9 protein-coding genes and 1 riboswitch are annotated in these 15,014 nt (G+C 71.0%); of the genes, 5 read left to right on the top strand and 4 right to left on the bottom strand.

Annotation, left to right across the window (positions count from 1 at the left end):
• Positions 1-70 precede the first annotated feature (70 nt).
• A complete protein-coding gene (locus MZC64_RS38710) occupies positions 71-1,696 on the top strand; it encodes an AbfB domain-containing protein (RefSeq protein ID WP_247764647.1) in 1,626 nt (541 codons plus the stop codon).
• A gap of 51 nt (positions 1,697-1,747) precedes the next feature.
• On the opposite strand, the gene MZC64_RS38705 is transcribed toward MZC64_RS38710, so the two are convergent.
• On the bottom strand, positions 1,748-2,659 hold the full coding sequence (locus MZC64_RS38705; protein ID WP_247764646.1) for a DMT family transporter: 912 nt from the start codon (positions 2,657-2,659) through the stop codon (positions 1,748-1,750).
• Positions 2,660-2,756: 97 nt separating this feature from the next.
• Between MZC64_RS38705 and MZC64_RS38700 the strand changes: the two genes are divergently transcribed.
• From MZC64_RS38700 to MZC64_RS38690, 3 genes are all read left to right on the top strand, one after another.
• On the top strand, positions 2,757-4,457 hold the full coding sequence (locus MZC64_RS38700; protein WP_247764645.1) for an AbfB domain-containing protein: 1,701 nt from the start codon (positions 2,757-2,759) through the stop codon (positions 4,455-4,457).
• A 347-nt stretch (positions 4,458-4,804) separates the two neighbouring features.
• Positions 4,805-7,189: a glycoside hydrolase N-terminal domain-containing protein gene (locus MZC64_RS38695; RefSeq protein WP_247764644.1), complete on the top strand. Its 2,385-nt coding sequence runs from the start codon at positions 4,805-4,807 to the stop codon at positions 7,187-7,189.
• 79 nt (positions 7,190-7,268) lie between these two features.
• A complete protein-coding gene (locus tag MZC64_RS38690) occupies positions 7,269-8,015 on the top strand; it encodes a cobalt-precorrin-6A reductase (RefSeq protein ID WP_374205844.1) in 747 nt (248 codons plus the stop codon).
• On the opposite strand, the gene MZC64_RS38685 is transcribed toward MZC64_RS38690, so the two are convergent.
• From MZC64_RS38685 to MZC64_RS38675, 3 genes are read right to left on the bottom strand one after another with little or no spacing between them, the layout of a single operon-like run.
• Positions 7,990-9,489, bottom strand: a complete 1,500-nt coding sequence (locus MZC64_RS38685; RefSeq protein WP_247764643.1) for a precorrin-2 C(20)-methyltransferase — start codon at positions 9,487-9,489, stop codon at positions 7,990-7,992. The two genes, MZC64_RS38690 and MZC64_RS38685, sit on opposite strands and share 26 nt — an antisense overlap.
• Positions 9,486-10,112: a precorrin-8X methylmutase gene (locus MZC64_RS38680; protein WP_247764642.1), complete on the bottom strand. Its 627-nt coding sequence runs from the start codon at positions 10,110-10,112 to the stop codon at positions 9,486-9,488. Before MZC64_RS38680 ends, MZC64_RS38685 begins: the two co-directional genes overlap by 4 nt.
• Positions 10,109-11,224, bottom strand: a complete 1,116-nt coding sequence (locus MZC64_RS38675; RefSeq protein ID WP_247764641.1) for a hypothetical protein — start codon at positions 11,222-11,224, stop codon at positions 10,109-10,111. Before MZC64_RS38675 ends, MZC64_RS38680 begins: the two co-directional genes overlap by 4 nt.
• Positions 11,225-11,273: 49 nt before the next feature.
• A riboswitch (cobalamin riboswitch) is annotated at positions 11,274-11,343 on the top strand.
• A 56-nt stretch (positions 11,344-11,399) separates the two neighbouring features.
• Between MZC64_RS38675 and cobN the strand changes: the two genes are divergently transcribed.
• A complete protein-coding gene (gene cobN / locus MZC64_RS38670; protein ID WP_247764640.1) occupies positions 11,400-15,005 on the top strand; it encodes a cobaltochelatase subunit CobN in 3,606 nt (1,201 codons plus the stop codon).
• Positions 15,006-15,014: the final 9 nt, after the last annotated feature.

Genomic DNA, 15,014 nt, shown 5'->3' with positions numbered 1-15,014 from the left:
AGTCTCCCTGCGGGGGAGCGGCGTCCCCTTGGCACGTAAGGATTTCGTCGACTCAAGGGGGATCTGCGCTGTGGCGCGTGCAAAGTTGAGCAAGACCGCGGTGGCCGGTGCGCTGGCCGCGTCGGTAGTCACCGGCCTGCTGGGCGCGTTGCCCGCCCACGCGATCAGCGGCGGCACACCGGTGGCTACCGGTGGGTACAGCTACAGCGCGTACCTGCGGGTCGGTGCGGAGAAGTCCTGCTCGGGTGTGCTGGTCGACGAGCAGTGGGTGCTGACCGCGGCGAGCTGCTTCGGCACGCCGGGCCAGGTCAGGCCCGGTGCGCCCGCCCAGCGGACGGTGGTCACCGTCGGCCGGACCAAGCTGTCCCACGGCGAGGGCGCGGTGTCCGAGGCGAGCCAGCTCGTCCCGCACGCCGATCGCAACCTGGTGCTGGTCAAGCTGGTCGACCCGGTGCCCGACACCTGGCCGGCCCGGATGCCCACGGCCTCCGGGTTCGCCACCGGTGAGCAGCTCACCGTCACTGGCTACGGCGCGCTCGCCGCGGCCAGCGAGGAAGCGGACCGGCTGCACTCGGCGGCCTTCCCGCTGGGCAGCCAGGCAGGTTCGACGCTGACCCTGGGCTCGGGCGGGGCGGAGATCTGCGCGGGCGACCTCGGCGGCCCGGTGATCCGCCAGCGCGACGGCAACCCGGAACTGGGCGCCATCCTGGTCAGCGCGCCGCGGCGGAACTGCCTCGGCGAGACCGAGACCAGCGACGCGACCACCGCGGTCCGGGTGGACGACCTCACCGACTGGATCAAGCAGCAGGTGCTGGCCGGCCGGGCCAACCCGGTGATCACCGACGGCGGCGTTGTCACGCTGAAGAACCAGATCAGCGGCTGGTGCCTGCGCGGCGAGCTGACCGCGGAGTGTGGCAGCAGCCGGTCCGAGGAGGAGTTCGAGATCGTCGGCTCCGGCGAGTACCGGAAGCTGCGCAACCTCTACACCCAGAAGTGCCTGACCACGGTGAGCAGCAGTGTCACGTTCATGACCTGCGGCAACGTCAGCGCGCAGGACTGGGCGATCACGCCAGGCAAGAACGGCACCGTGCAGCTGCGCAACCAGGGCAGCCTCGGCGGCCTGGCCGTGCCCAGCCTCGACCCTGGCGCCCGGCCGGTGCTGCGCGACGGCAGCCGCCCCTACGACTACCAGCTCTGGCAGCTCACCGCCAAGGGCAAGGTCCGGCACGACCTGCCGCAGCGCGCCTCGCTGCGGGCCACCAACGCCGGGCTGGCCGACCACTACCTGCGGCACGCCCGCGGCGAGGGCTGGCTGAGCCTGATCACCGCGAGCAGCCCCGAGCTGGACAAGGCCGACGCCACCTTCGACCTGGTGCCCGGCCTGGCCGACAGCCGCTGCTACTCGTTGCAGGCCCGCGACATCCGCGGCGCGTACCTGCGGCACGCCAACGGCAGGCTGCGCCTGGACGACAACAACGGAACCCCGCTGTTCGCCAACGACGCCACCTGGTGTGCCAGGGACAGCGCGGCGGGCAACGGAGTCTCCTTCGCCTCGTTCAACTTCCCGGACAACTACCTCCGGCACATCAACGGCGAGGTGTGGAACGCCTACAAGGGCGGCGCGCAGTGGTACGAGACGCCGAACTCCTTCGAGGCCGACACCAGCTGGGCCGTGGCCCCGCCGCTGAAGCCCTGACACCGCAACTGAACTGACGGCCGGGGTGGCCTTGCCGCCCCGGCCGTTCGGCTATCCGGCCACCGGCGCCGCCGCGGGCCGCCGGGCCCCTGCCAGCACCACCACCGCGACCCCGGCCAGCAGCAACGCCAGCCCCGGCAACGCCGCGGGCCGAGGCGTCTGCCCCAGCCAGGCCCAGGCCAGCAGCGCCGCTCCCGGCACCTCCAGCAGCGTGACCAGGCTGATCGTGGTGGCCGAGACCGCGTGCAGCGCGTAGTTGAACATCGAGTGCCCGAGCAGTTGCGCGCCCAGCGCGATGGCCAGGATGGCCAGCCAGGTGCTGTCCGGGTAGCCGGTCAGCGGGATGCCCGCGCTCAGACACACCACCAGCAGCACCAGCGCGCAGGTGGCGTAGCAGATCGTGGTGTAGGTGGTGGTGCTCAGCGCGGTGCGGGCGTGCTCGCCCAGGGCCACATAGCCCGCCGCGGCCATCCCGCCCAGCACCGCCAGCAGATCACCCCACAGCGCGGCGCCGGAGACCTGGAAGTCCGCGCCCGTGGTCCACACCGCGCCGGCCACCGCGAGGCCGATGCCCAGCCAGGTGCTCACCGGCAAGCGCTTGCCCTGGCCGACCGCGATCAGCCCGGCCCACACCGGTTGCGTGCAGCCCAGCGCGATCGAGGTGGCCACCGTGGTGAGCTGGGCACTGGACATCCAGGTGCCGAAGTGCAGCGCCAGCATCGCCCCGGCCAGCACGCTGTAACCGCCGGGACCGCGCTTGTCCCCGGCCACCGCGGCACGCAGCTCCGGGCCGCGGCGGAGTGCGGTGAACGGGGTGAGCAGGCCGACCGCGATCGTGTTGCGCCAGAACGCGATCGCCAGCGCGGGCGCGGCGGCGAAGGCGATCAGCGGGCCGGAGGTGGACACCGCGAGCACGGCCACGATCAGGGCGAGCAACGGGATCAGCGGGACACGATGGGGCACGAGCGCCCATCCTCACACCCGGCGCTAAGCGAAATGTCAGCGCCCTGCCCTAGGCTCCGTCTCGTCACTCATCGAGGACTCATAGGGGGGTTCCGCAGTGTCAACAACCCGTTCGCGGGTGGTCCGTGCTGCCATCGTCACGGCCGCGCTCACCCTGCTGGGCACGGCACAGGCGCACGCGATCAGCAACGGCAACCAGGTGGAGATCGGCACGTACTCCTTCACCGCCGCCTTCGACCAAGGTGACAAGCGCTGCTCCGGCGCGCTGATCGACCCGCAGTGGGTCATCACCTCGGCCGCCTGCTTCGACCCGAACCCGGCCCAGGCAGGCAATCAGCTGGAGTCCGGTCGCCCGGCCCAGCGCACCACGGTCCGCTTCGGCGGCCTGGGCCTGGCCAAGGCGCGCACGGCCGTGCGCGAGGTGGCCGAGTTCCGGCTGGACGCGGCCAGGGACGTGCTGATGGCCCGGCTCACCGACCCGGTCTACGACATCACCCCGCTGGCCTACCGGGCCGCCCCGGCGACCGAGGGCGAAGTGGTCCGGGCCGTGGGCTACGGCCGCACCGCCGGCCAGGCCCGGCCGGAGCGCGCGCACACCGCGCTGTTCACCGCCTCCGGCCTGGGCGCCGACAACTTCACCCTCACCGCGCAGAACCCGGCGGGCGCCGCGATCTGCGACGGCGACTTCGGCGGCCCGACCTTCCGGGAACGGGCCGGCACGCCCGAACTGCTCGGCGTGCACACCACGTCCGGCCAGCAGGGCTGCCAGGGCGTCACCGGCGGCACACCCGGCGCGGCCGATGCCCGCACCGACGACCTCGGCCCGTGGATCGAGGAGCTGATCAAGGAAAGCCGCAAGATCCCCGGCCTGGAGCCCGGCAACATCGTCGAGCTGCGCGGGGTGCACTCGCAGAAGTGCCTGGACGTGTACTTCGCCCGCTGGGAAGAGCGCACGCACACGGTCGTCGCGGGCTGCCACGCCGGTCCGAACCAGCGCTGGGAGGTCCTCGACGGCGGTGACGGCACGGTGGCCTTCCGCAGCATGAACAACAAGCTCATGTGCCTGGAGCCGAGCGCCCCGGCCTACACCGCGGTGGTGCAGAGCCGCTGCCACGCCGATGGCTCCGGGTACCGGCAGCGATGGACGGCACTGCCTGCCAGGGCCGGCTCGATCATGTTGCGCAACACCGACTCCGGCCTCGTGCTCCAGGCGGCCGACTTCGCCACCGGCGAAGGCAGTCCGGTCACCACAGGCGGCAACCGGAACGAGGCGGACCAGCACTGGTTCCTGACCGTGGTCGGCCAGGCCCGGCACAACCTGACCCAGCCGGGCCAGGACCGCAAGTCCGTGCGTGCCACCAACCCCGGCCTCAACGACCGCTACATCCGGCACGCCGACGGCCTGGGTCACCTGTCCCCGGTCAACCCGGGCAGCTCCGAGCTGGACCGGGCGGACGCCACCTTCCGGCTGGTGCCGGGCAGGCAGGACACCCGCTGCTACTCGCTGGAGTCGGTCAACTTCCCCGGCAACTTCCTGCGGCACGCCGGCGGCAGGCTGCGCCTGGACGCACCCTCGGGCAACCTCGGCCTGTACAACGCCGACGCCACCTGGTGCGCCCAGAACGGCCTCAGCGGCACCGGGGTGTCGCTGGAGTCGTGGAACTTCCCCGGCAAGTTCTTGCGGCACATCAACGGCCAGGTGTGGCTGGCGAAGTTCGACGGGCCGGAGTGGTACGAGACCAGGGCGAACTTCCACCACGACACCAGCTGGGACGTGGCGGAACCGCTGAAGCGCTGATCAACAAGAGGTGAACCGCGGCGGCTCTGGCCGTCGCTTCGCCCCGGTGTGCCCGCGCGGCAAGAGTCGCGCGAGTGCACCGGGGTTTCTTGCCTGGATCTGAATACGACCGGTCATCTTGAGCCATCGGATGTGTTCCGGTTTCCGGGTGATCTATTCCGAATTGTTCCGGCTCGTCTTGGTGGCCCAGAAGTGCTGGCTGGCGGGCCTTTGTGGGCGTTGCTCTGTTTGGTTGACGTCCACGGGCCGTTGACGGTTCTGTTAAGAGATCGTATCTTTCCTGCGCCGCACCACCACATCGAGCCTCGGGTGGACCTTCCGCCACAGCCCATCGAAGGGACTCGACCATGTCCGACTCGCCGTCGCGCCGGGACTTCCTGCGCATCACGGGCGCCGTTGGCGCCGGGATGATGCTGAGCGGGGTCCGGCCGTTCATCGCACAGGCAGAGGAGGTGGCCCGGCCCCAGGGGGTCTCGCTGGTGCCGGAGTCCGAGGCGACCAGTCTGTGGTACCCGGCGCCCGCCGAGGAGAGCCGGATCATCCAGCAGGGGTTGCCGATCGGCAATGGCCGGCTGGGGGCGCTGGTCGGGTCCGATCCGGCCGACGACGTGCTGTACCTGACCGATGCCACCCTGTGGACCGGGCATCGCAACGACGTGCTGCAGGACGACGGGCAGTTCCCCTACGGGCCCAACGACTTCGGGTCCTTCGGGTTGCTCGCCAAGGTGCGGGTGCAGGTCAGTGGGCACACCAAGGCCGCGGTGAGCGACTACCGGAGGCGGCTGGACCTGAGCAACGGCCTGGTCACCGCCTCCTACCGGGTCAAGGGCGCGCAGTACCGGCGGGAGACCTACTCCAGCCACCCGGACGACGTGATCGTGGCGCGGTTGACCCAGCGCGGCGGCGGTGTCCACAGTGGACGGATCCGGCTGGAGCCCACCCGCACGGAGACGGTGACCGGCGAGGCGGGGACGCGCACGATCTCCTTGCAGGCCCGGTTCGACAACGGGTTGCGTTATGCCGCGGTGGTCACCGCGTTCAGCGACACCGGCACGGTCGCGGTCACCGGCAACGAGCTGACCTTCACCGACTGCCGGGAACTGCTGATCGTGGTCTCCGGCGGCACCGACTACCTGCCGGACGCGGCCAAGGGCTTCCGGAACACCGCGGTGGAACCGCTGACGGTGGCGCGGGACCGGGCGCTGGCCAAGGCGAAGGTCGCCGGGACCGCGTTGCTCAACACGCACGTCGCCGACTACCAGTCGCTGTACCGGAAGATGACCGTCGACCTCGGGGAATCCAGCCGCTCGCAACGGAATCTGGACTCCTGGTCGCGGCTCGCGGTGCGGCACACCAATCCCGGGCAGCCGGACCCGGAGCTGGAGGCCAGCTACCTCCAGTTCGGCCGGTACCTGATGATCACCGGGTCCCGGGACAGTCTGCCGATCAACCTGCAGGGGTTGTGGCTGCACAACAACTCGCCGGACTGGTACGCCGACTACCACACCGACATCAACATCCAGATGAACTACTGGCTGACCGACCGCGCCGGTCTCGGCCGCTGTTTCCCCGCGCTGGCCGAGTACTGCCTCGCCCAGCTGCCCGAGTGGTCCAGGCAGACCCAGCGGCTGTTCAACGATCCGCGCAACCGGTTCCGCAACTCGACCGGGAAGATCGCCGGGTGGACGGTGGCCTTCTCCACCAACACCAACGGCGGCCTCGGCTGGTGGTGGCACCCGGCGGGCAACGCCTGGCTGTGCCAGTCGCTGTGGGAGCACTACGAGTTCACCCTGGACGTCAAGTACCTGGAGCGGATCTACCCGCTGCTCAAGGGCGCGGCCGAGTTCTGGGCCGCGCGACTGATCACCATCACGCACACCTACCCGGACGGCAGCACCCGGCAGGTGCTGGTCGACGACAAGGACTGGTCGCCGGAGCACGGGCCGCAGGACGCGCTGGGCATCAGCTACGCCCAGGAAATCGTCTGGGAGCTGTTCCGCGAACTCCAGCTGGCGGCGGCGACACTGGGGCGGGACAAGGAGTTCGCCGCGCAGGTCAAGGATCTTCAGGCGCGGCTGTACCTGCCGGAGGTCAGTCCGAAGACCGGGATGCTGCAGGAGTGGATGCACCCGGACGACATCGGCGAGCGCACCCATCGCCACCTCTCGCCGCTGATCGGGTTCTTCCCAGGCGACCACATGAACCACGACGCCTCGCCGAAGGCCACCATCGAGGGCATCCGGAAGTTGCTGGAGGTCCGGGGGATGGAGAGCTTCGGGTGGGCGTGTGCCTGGCGATCTGCTTGCTGGGCACGGCTTCGGGACGCTGACCGGGCGTATCAGCTGTTGCTGACAGTGATGCGGCCGAGCATCGCCAACGAGAACGGCACCTCGGCGAACTTCTTCGACATGTACCGCAACGGGGATCGGGCCATTTTCCAGATCGACGCGAATTTCGGCGCGCCGACGGCGATGCTGGAGATGGTGCTGTACTCGCGGGTGGGGGTGATCGAGTTCCTGCCCGCGCTGCCGGGGGCTTGGGCGAAGCAGGGTCGGGTCACCGGGATCGGCGCTAAGGGCGGGTTCGAGGTCGATCTGGCTTGGCGCGACGGGAAGGTGACCAGCGCGGTGGTGCGGAGTGTCGGCGGCACGACCACGGAGTTGCGCGCGGGTGGCTGGCGTCGCCAGATCACTCTTCGCGTTGGGGAGACCTTGAGAGTTCGACCGACCTAGCGCCGCGGTGTGTTGGCCGTTGCCGAAGGCTGCGGCCAACACACCGCCGATCTGGTTTGGGGTCCTCTAGGGTGGGGTTGTGGTTGCGCGGGTGGTGTTGGTTCTTGGCGGCACGGGGGAGGCTCGGCGGTTGGCCTCGGTGTTGGGTGGGGTTGCCGGGGTGAGGGCGGTTTCCTCTTTGGCGGGGCGGGTTCGGGAGCCGTTGCTGCCGGAGGGGGAGGTGCGTGTTGGGGGGTTTGGGGGAGTGGCGGGGTTGGTGGCCTGGTTGCGGGAGCAGGCTGTTGATGCGGTGGTGGATGCCACTCATCCGTTTGCGGCGATCATGACTGGGAATGCCGCCGCCGCGACTGCGGAACTCGGGTTGCCGTTTTTGGTGTTGCGTAGGCCGGGGTGGACTGAGCAGCCGGGGGATCGTTGGCATTGGGTGTCTTCGATCGCCGAGGCGGCCGCGCTGCTGCCCTCGCTGGGGCGGCGGGTGTTGCTTACCACTGGGCGGCGGGATTTGCCGGCCTTCGCCAACCCGGAGTTGTGGTTTCTGAGTCGGTCTGTTGATCCGCCGGAGAGTCATCCGGATAATGTGGAGATTGTGCTCGATCGGGGGCCGTACACAGTGGACGGTGAGCTGGAGTTGTTGCGGCAGCACCGGATCGAGGTGTTGGTGACCAAGGACAGTGGTGGGGAGCAGACCTCGGCCAAGCTCACCGCGGCCCGGCGGCTGGGTCTGCCTGTGGTGCTGGTGCGGCGGCCGCCGGTGCCCGCCGCCGACACGGTGGGGACCGTGGCGGCGGCGGTGGAGTGGGTCAGGCGGGGTAGCGGCGTGGGGTGAAGACCACTGGTTCGCCGGCCGGGCCGGTGCGGAATCTGGTGGTGGAGGAGCCGATCAGCAGCAGACAGCGCATGTCCACAGTGGACGGATCGAGGTCGGCGAGGCGGACCACGCGGATTGATTCTTCGGGGCCGCCGACGTCGCGGCCGATCACCACGGGGGTGTCGGGGGAGCGGTGGGTCAGCAGGGTTTTCCTGGCTGATTCGACCTGCCAGGTGCGGGTGCGCGAGGCCGGGTTGTAGATCGCGATCACCAGGTCCGCGCTGGCCGCGGCGGCCAGCCGGGCCTCGATGACCTCCCACGGCTTGAGCCGGTCGGAGAGGGAGAGCACGCAGTAGTCGTGGCCGAGGGGGGCGCCGACTCGGCTGGCCACCGCGTGGGCGGCGGTGAGGCCGGGGAGCACGCGGACCGGGACTTCGGCGAACTGGGCTTCGCCGGCGACTTCCAGTACGGCGCTGGCCATCGCGAAGACCCCGGGGTCGCCGGAGGAGATGACCGCGACCCGGGAACCGGATTTGGCCAGGTCCAGGGCGAAGGCGGCGCGTTCGGCCTCCACCCGGTTGTCCGAGGGGTGCCGGCGCTGGCGCGGGTTGGGCGGGATCCGGTCCAGGTAGGGGCCGTAGCCGACGAGTTCGTCGGCGGTGGCGAGCGCGTCCTGCGCCTGGGGGGTCAGCCATTCGCGGCCGGCGGGGCCGAGGCCGACCACGACCACCTCACCCGGTCCCTTGGTGGATTCGGCGGGGGTGGAGTCGATGGTGCTGTGGGCCTGGCTGGGCAGCAGGGCCAGGGAGAAGTAGGGGACGCCTTCGGGGTCCACTTCGGACAGTGGGGCGACCCGTTGGCGGCCGGTGGTGGCCCGCTCCACGTACCAGGCGTCGTCCAGGCGGCCGGCCGCGTGCAGGGCCTCGCGTACCGCGGTGAAGGTGCGGCCCAGCTTCATGATCGCGGCCGAGTCGGTGGTGGCCAGCCATTCGGCCAGTTCCTCCTGCGGCAGCGTGCCGGGGAGGACGGTGAGGACCTCGTCGCGTTCGACCAGGGGGCGGCCGAGCACGGCGGCGGCGCCGCTCACCGAGGTCACCCCGGGCACCACCTCGGTGGGGAAGCGGTGCGCGAGCCGTTTGTGCATGTGCATGTAGGAGCCGTAGAAGAACGGGTCGCCGGCGGCGAGCACCACCACGTCGCGTCCGGCGGACAGGTGCGCGGCCAGGCGTTCGGCGCTTTCGGCGTAGAACTGGTCGATCTGGCCCTGGTAGTCCTCGCTGTCCTCGGTGGTCACCGGGTAGATCAGCTGTTCCTCGATCTGGCCGGGCCGCAGGTAGGGCTCGGCGATGCCGCGGGCGATGCTGCGCCCGTGCCGCGCGCTGTGGAAGACCACGACGTCCGCCGCGCCGATCAGCCGGGCCGCCTTGACCGTCACCAGCTCCGGGTCGCCGGGGCCGAGCCCGACGCCGTACAGCCGTCCCAGATCACTCACTCTTCGTCACTCGCAATCGCGTTGATCGCGGCGGCGGTCATCGCGCTGCCGCCCCGCCTGCCTCGCACCACCAGGTATTCCAGGCCCAGGCCGTTGGCGGCCAGGGCTTCCTTCGATTCGGCCGCGCCGATGAACCCCACCGGGATACCCAGCACCGCGGCGGGCTTCGGCGCGCCGCCGGCGATCATCTCCAGCAGGTGGAACAACGCGGTGGGCGCGTTGCCGATCGCCACCACCGCGCCGCCGAGCTTGTCCCGCAACAGTTCCAGGGCCGCCACACTGCGGGTGTTACCCAGTGACGCGGCCAGTTCCGGCACCCGTGGATCAGTCAGGAAGCACAGCACCTCGTTGTCCGCGGGCAGCCGTCGGCGGGTCACCCCGGCCGCGACCATGTTGGCATCGCACAGGATCGGCGCCCCCGCCTCCAGCGCGGCGCGGGCCGAGGCGACCACGCCGGGGGAGTAGCCGATATCGGCGACCAGGTCGACCATGCCGCAGGCGTGGATCATCCGCACCGCCACCCGCGCCACGTCCGGGGGCAGTCCGCCCAGGTCGGCCTCGGCGCGGATGGTGGCGAAGGAGCGGCGGTAGATCTCCTTGCCGTCCTTGATGTACTCGGTCACTGCGGTGTCCTCCGGGCCGCGTCGATCGCCGCGGCCGTGTCCTCGTGCGGTTGTCCGTCGATGAGGTAGCCGTCCGCGGTGGCCAGCACGTCGATCGCGCCGCGCGGCCGTCCGCACCGCCGTGCGCAGCCCGACCAGTGCACCGGCCCGCCGGGCAACCCGAGGTGGCGCACGGCGTCGGCGCGCACATCGGCCAGGGATTTGGCGCAGCCGGGGCGGCCGGTGCAGGCGGTGACCGCGTGCCAGGGCGAGTCCGGTTCGGTGATCAGCCCGTGTCCCAACGTGATCTTCCGCGGCAGCACCACACTGCGCCACGGCGTCAGCCGCACCCGCTCCACCGCGAGCAGAGCGCCGGACTGGTCCGGGTCCAACCGCCCGAGCGGCGCGCCCACGACCAGCCGTCCGTCCGGCAGCGGACCGGGGGGCAGCGGCGCTGACCCGCGCACCGCCAGCCGGTCCGCGGACACCGGTCCGCCGAGCCGCCGAGTGATCTCCGCGACACCGCCGTCGATCTCGGCCAGCCGCCAGGCCGTGCCGCCGTGTTCGGCCCGCACCGCCAGGAACGCCAGCGCCGCCCGCAGCACCGCGTCCACCGGGTCCGACACTCGGAGCCCCGAATCAGTCCCGGCCAGCAACAACGCCCAGGACGAGCCAACCAGGTCCAGGCCGATATCCCCACCCAGCCCGCTCACCACGCCGCCGTCGTCCACGACTACCAGGAATCGCCCCGGCAACCCGGCCAGCTCCGGCCGCGCACACAACGCGGCGTCGATCGCGTCCACCAGGTCCTGGTTGTCCGCCAGCGGCGCGGCCACGATGTTCCGCATCCGCTCATGGGTCAGCGAGGGCAGCAGCCCGGCCTCGGCCAGCCGCGCCCCCAGCTCCACCTCGGTCCCCGCCGCAAGCCCTCTGAGCTGCACATTCGCCCGCGAGGTCAGCTCAAGCGACCCATCGCCCAGCTCCATCGCGGCCGTCCGTAGCACCGCCAGCCGGGCCGCGGAGAGCGTGCCGCCTGGTACCCGAATTCTGGCCAGACCGCCATCCGCCGCCGGGTGCACCTCGATCGCGCCGGGACAGGCGTCCGGGCGCTGGCGATGTGGCGAAGCGGGCACCCGCGGGATGCTACGCGGCAGGTAGGGTCGCCTCGAACGGTGAACCACGGAGGAAGCCGGTGTGAGTCCGGCGCGGTCCCGCCACTGTCACCGGGTGCGAGCCCGGGAGCCAGACACTCCGCTCACCGTCCCCGACCGTCATGGGGCGCGGACCCCGAGGGATGTGGAGCCACGCGTGATCCTGCTGCTGTCGACCTCTGACACCGACCTGCTGTCCGCCCGCGCCAGCGAGGCCGACTACCGACTCGGCAACCCGGCCCGGCTGCTCGTGGACGACCTGCCCGCCCTGGTCGAGGGCGTGGACCTGGTCGTGGTGCGCATCCTCGGCGGCCGCCGGATGTGGGAAGAGGGCCTGGACTGGCTGCTCGCCGGACCCCGGCCCGTTGTTGTGCTCGGCGGCGAACAGGCCCCGGACGCCCAGCTGATGGAGCTGTCCACGGTGCCCGGCGGCGTCTGCGCCGAAGCGCACGCCTACCTCGCCCACGGCGGCCCGGCCAACCTGGCCGAACTGCACAACTTCCTCTCCGACACCGTGTTGCTCACCGGTCTCGGCTTCGCCGCGCCGCAGCCCACCCCCACCTGGGGTGCGCTGGCGCGCGAAGCCCGGACCACCAGCGGACCGGTGGTCGCGGTGCTCTACTACCGGGCCCACCACGTGGCCGGGAACACCGCCTTCGTCGAGGCGCTGAGCAGCGCGATCGAGGACGCGGGCGGTCAGGCGCTGCCGGTGTTCTGCTCCTCGCTGCGCACCGCCGAACCCGAACTGCTCGCCGAACTCGGCAAGGCCGACGCCCTGGTCGTCACCGTGCTCGCCGCCGGTGGCACCAAACCGGCCGCCGCCTCCGCCGGTGGCGAGGACGACGCCTGGGACGTCGGCGCGCTGGCCGCGCTGGATGTGCCCATCCTGCAAGGACTCTGCCTCACCTCCAGCCGGGAGAGCTGGGCCGCCAACGACGACGGGCTGTCCCCTTTGGACACCGCGACCCAGGTGGCCATCCCCGAGTTCGACGGCCGGATCATCACGGTCCCGTTCTCTTTCAAGGAGATCGACCCGGACGGCCTCACCGTGTACGTGGCCGACCCGGAACGCGCTGCCCGGGTGGCCGGGATCGCGGTCAAACACGCCCAGTTGCGGCACATCCCGGCCGCCGACCGGCGGATCGCGCTGATGCTCTCGGCCTATCCGACCAAGCACTCCCGGATCGGCAACGCGGTCGGCCTGGACACCCCGGCCAGCGTGGTCAAACTCCTGGCCGCGTTGCGGGACAACGGTTACGACATCGGCCCGGCCGAAGGCGAGGGCGCGCTGCCGGGCGTGGCCAAGCTGGACGGTGACGCGCTGATCCACGCGCTGATCGCGGCCGGTGGCCAGGACGAGAACTGGCTCACCGAAACTCAGCTGTCCGGGAACCCGGTGCGGATCAGCGCCGCCAAGTACCGCGAGTTCTACGACACCCTGCCCGCCGACTTCCGCGAAGAGCTGGAAGGCCACTGGGGTCCGGCGCCCGGCGAACTGTTCGTCGACCGCAGTCAGGACCCCGAGGGCGAGATCGTCCTGGCCGCGCTGACCGCGGGCAACGTGGTCGTCATGGTGCAGCCGCCGCGCGGCTTCGGCGAGAACCCGATCGCCATCTACCACGACCCCGACCTGCCGCCCAGCCATCACTACCTGGCCGCCTACCGCTGGCTGGCCCAGGAGTTCGGCGCGCACGCCATGGTGCACGTGGGCAAGCACGGCAACCTGGAATGGCTGCCCGGCAAAACCGTCGGCATGTCCGCCAGCTGCGGCACGGACGCGGCGCTGGGCGACATCCCGCTGATCTACCCGTTCCTGGTCAACGACCCCGGCGAGGGCACCCAGGCCAAGCGCCGGGCGCACGCCACCCTGGTCGACCACCTGGTGCCGCCGATGACCCGCGCGGACAGCTACGGCGACATCGCCCGGCTGGAACAGCTCCTGGACGAGCACGCCAACATCGCCGCGATGGACCCGGCCAAACTCCCGGCCATCCGGGCCCAGATCTGGACCCTCATCCAGGCCGCCAAACTCGACCACGACCTGGGCCTGGACGACCGGCCGCACGACGCGGAGTTCGACGACTTCCTGCTGCACGTCGACGGCTGGCTGTGCGAGGTCAAGGACGTGCAGATCCGGGACGGCCTGCACATCCTGGGCGCCGCGCCCGAGGGCGAGGCCCGGATCAACCTGGTGCTGGCCATGATCCAGGCCCGGCAGATGTGGGCCGGACAGGTCGCCGCGCTGCCCGGCATCCGGGAAGCCCTGGGGCTCAACGAGGACGGCTCCGCCTCCCGCACCGACACCGACGCGATCGAGGCCCAGGCCCGCGCACTGGTCACCGCGATGGACGCCGGCGGCTGGGTCCAGGGCAGTGCCACCGAGGTGGTGCGTTCGGTGCTGGACAAGGACAACGAGGACGTCGCCAAGGTCCTCGAGTTCGCCGCCGCCGAGGTGGTGCCCCGGCTGGCTCGCACCACCGACGAACTCGGCCACCTGCTGCACGCCCTGGACGGCGGCTACGTGCCGGCCGGACCGAGCGGATCACCGTTGCGCGGCCTGGTGAACGTGCTGCCCACCGGCCGCAACTTCTACTCCGTGGACCCGAAGGCCGTGCCCAGCAGGCTCGCCTGGGAAACCGGGCAGGCCATGGCGGACTCGCTGCTGGACCGCTACCGCAAGGACACCGGCGAATGGCCGCCCTCGGTTGGATTGTCCGTGTGGGGCACCAGCGCCATGCGCACCGCAGGGGACGACATCGCCGAAGTCCTCGCGCTGCTGGGTGTGCGGCCGGTGTGGGACGACCAGTCCCGCCGGGTCACCGGCCTTGAGGTGATCGGGCTGGCCGAACTGGGCCGACCGCGGATCGACGTCACGGTGCGCATCTCCGGGTTCTTCCGGGACGCCTTCCCACACGTGGTCGCCCTGCTCGACGACGCCGTCCGCCTGGTCGCCGCGCTGGACGAGCCCGCCGAGCAGAACTTCGTGCGCGCGCACGCCGAGGCGGACAAGGCCGAGCACGGCGACGACCGCCGCGCCACCATGCGCATCTTCGGCTCCAAGCCGGGTGCCTACGGGGCCGGGCTGCTGCCGCTGATCGACAGCAAGAACTGGCGGGACGACGCCGACCTGGCCGAGGTGTACGCGGTATGGGGCGGCTACGCCTACGGCCGCGAACTCGACGGGCAGCCCGCCCGCGGCGACATGGAATCGGCGTACAAGCGGATCGCGGTGGCCGCCAAGAACGTGGACACCCGCGAACACGACATCGCCGACTCCGACGACTACTTCCAGTACCACGGCGGCATGGTCGCCACCGTCCGCGCGCTCACCGGCAAGGCCCCCGCCGCCTACATCGGCGACAGCACCCGGCCGGACGCGGTGCGCACCCGGACGCTCAACGAGGAGGTCTCCCGGGTCTTCCGGGCCAGGGTGGTCAACCCGCGCTGGCTGTCCGCGATGCGCCGCCACGGCTACAAGGGCGCCTTCGAGATGGCCGCCACCGTGGACTACCTCTTCGGCTACGACGCCACCACCGGGGTCGTGGCGGACTGGATGTATGAGAAGCTCGCCGAGAGCTACGTGCTCGACGAGGAGAACCACCAGTTCCTCACCGAGGCCAACCCGTGGGCGCTGCACGGCATCGCCGAGCGGTTGCTGGAGGCAGCCGAGCGCAAGCTGTGGGAGAGCCCGGAACCGGCCACCCTGGACGCGTTGCGCGACGCTTATCTCGCGACTGAAGGCGAACTCGAGGGCGACAGCTAGATTCGGCTG

Source organism: Crossiella sp. S99.2 (assembly GCF_023094165.1).
GTDB lineage: Bacteria > Actinomycetota > Actinomycetes > Mycobacteriales > Pseudonocardiaceae > Crossiella.
The sequence above is the reverse complement of the archived record's forward strand: the minus strand, read 5'-3'. Positions and strand labels throughout refer to the sequence as shown.

Bases quoted from the DNA above. Each gene is read 5' to 3' on its own strand.
- MZC64_RS38695 (WP_247764644.1), top strand. From the start codon at position 4,805: ATGTCCGACTCGCCGTCGCGCCGGGACTTCCTGCGCATCACGGGCGCC.